The 1,622-nt window shown below is 69.2% G+C and carries 2 protein-coding genes; one reads left to right on the top strand and one right to left on the bottom strand.

The genetic code is table 11. The features are described 5' to 3' along the window. Window positions 1-1,107 (top strand): long-chain-fatty-acid--CoA ligase (locus AC6EI8_RS26415; protein WP_498383380.1); only part of this gene is annotated, 1,107 nt, incomplete at its 5' end. A 44-nt stretch (window positions 1,108-1,151) separates the two neighbouring features. Here the strand turns inward: AC6EI8_RS26415 and AC6EI8_RS26410 are convergent. Then, window positions 1,152-1,622: ankyrin repeat domain-containing protein (locus AC6EI8_RS26410; protein ID WP_498383379.1), on the bottom strand; the 471-nt coding region annotated here is incomplete at its 5' end.

The following is a 1,622-nucleotide window of genomic DNA, read 5'->3' as shown; positions in this document are numbered from 1 at the left end:
GCCGGCCACCAGCCCGGCCCGCATACCGCCGGTCCCGACGACATGGCGGTGATGCCCTATACCTCGGGCACCACCGGCTTCCCCAAGGGCTGCATCCATACCCATCGGTCCGTGATGCACAACGTGGTCGGCGGCTCGACCTGGTCGGGCTCGGGCGCCGAGTCGGTGATCCTGTCGGTGCTGCCGCTGTTCCACGTGACCGGCATGCAGTACGGCATGAACGGCCCGATCTACAGCGGCGCGACCGTGGTGATGCTGCCGCGCTGGGACCGCGAGGTGGCGGGCCGGCTGATCTCGCGCTACCAGGTCACGCACTGGACCAATATCCCGACCATGGTGATCGACTTCCTGGCGAGCCCCAACCTGGCCGAGTTCGACCTGTCGAGCCTGCGCTATATCGGCGGCGGCGGGGCGGCGATGCCGCAGGCGATCGCCGAGCGGCTGCGCGAGCAGTTCGGCCTGAACTATCTCGAGGGCTACGGGCTGTCCGAGACGATGGCGCCGACCCACAGCAATCCGGCGGACCGGCCCAAGCTGCAGTGCCTGGGCGTGCCGACCTTCAACACCGACGCACGCGTGGTCGACCCGGTCACGCTGAAGGAGCTGCCGCCGGGCGAGGTCGGCGAGATCATCGTCTGCGGCCCGCAGGTGTTCAAGGGCTACTGGGGCAAGCCGGACGCGACGCGCGAGGCCTTCATCGAGTTCGAGGGCGAGACCTTCTTCCGCACCGGCGACCTGGGCCGGATGGACGAGGAGGGCTATTTCTTCATCACGGACCGGCTCAAGCGGATGATCAACGCGTCGGGCTTCAAGGTCTGGCCGGCCGAGGTCGAGAACCTGCTGTACAAGCATCCGGACGTGCAGGAGGCCTGCATCATCGGCACGCGCGACGCCTATCGCGGCGAGACGGTCAAGGCGGTGGTCGTGCTGAAGGCGCACGCCAGGGGCAAGACCACGGCGGACGACATCATCGCCTGGGCCAAGGACAATATGGCCGCCTACAAGTACCCGCGCGTGGTCGAGTTCGTCGACGCGCTGCCGAAGTCGGGGACCGGCAAGGTGATGTGGCGCCAGTTGCAGGAAGCGGAGAACGCGCGCCTGGGTTGAGGGCGCGCGGCGCCAGGGCGGGGCGGCGCGTCCTGCCCGGCCGCTCAGTGCCCGCGCACCCGCATCAGCATCTTCACCATCGTCTTGTAGCCGCGCTCGCGCGCATGCCGCGTGGGGGTGACGCCGTCGCGATCGGCCAGGTTGGCGTCGGCGCCCGCATCGAGCAGCAGCTGCACCACGTGCTCGTAGCGCGCGCTGCCGTCGCCGAGCACGATGGCTTCCAGCAGCGCGGTCCATCCCAGCGCATTGACATGATCGACCGGCACGCCGGCCTGCAGCAGCAGCTTGACCACCTCGGGGTTGCCATGCTGCGAGGCCGCCGTCAGCGCGGTGCCGCGATAGCGGTCGGTGCTGTGCGGATCGGCCCCGTGTGACAGCGTCAGCCGCACCAGCTCCACTTGCCCGCTGGCGGCGGCCAGCAGGAAGGCGCTGTTGGCCTGGTCGTCCTTGTGATTGACATCGGCCCCCGCGTGGATCAGCGCGCGGGCGGCCTCGCCATGCCGTTGATAGAGCGC

Source organism: Cupriavidus sp. R6-3 (genome assembly GCF_059772245.1).
This window is presented reverse-complemented; position numbering and strand designations above follow the sequence as displayed.